This window comes from Bradyrhizobium sp. 23AC (genome assembly GCF_054863025.1).
Genome location: NZ_JAVAYN010000300.1, coordinates 1 through 237, shown reverse-complemented (window position 1 = coordinate 237; position 237 = coordinate 1). Strand labels below are relative to the sequence as shown.

The window sequence follows — 237 nt, the reverse complement described above, 5'->3', positions numbered from 1 at the left end:
ACCGATTTTCCATTCGGCCAGAGCGCTGCGATCGCCCAGGGCCTGGCGCACTGCGGCTTCACACCGGAAGAACTTCGGGGTATCGACCGTGAGAACGCCCTGCGCCTTCTGCCTACGTTCCGGGCCTAGAGGAGTCACAGCGGCAAGCCGTGGTCGCGCAGTTTCCTGTATAAACTCCTCTCGCTGATTCCGAGTGCCTGTGCCGCTTTCACGCGGTGGCCGCCGTAGGTTTCGAGC

1 protein-coding gene is annotated in these 237 nt (G+C 62.9%); it reads right to left on the bottom strand.

Going from position 1 to position 237, the window contains the following annotated elements; translation table 11 throughout:
* Positions 1–134 precede the first annotated feature (134 nt).
* The coding region (locus RAD10_RS42505) for a helix-turn-helix domain-containing protein (RefSeq protein ID WP_461622092.1) at positions 135–237 on the bottom strand (103 nt) is incomplete at its 5' end.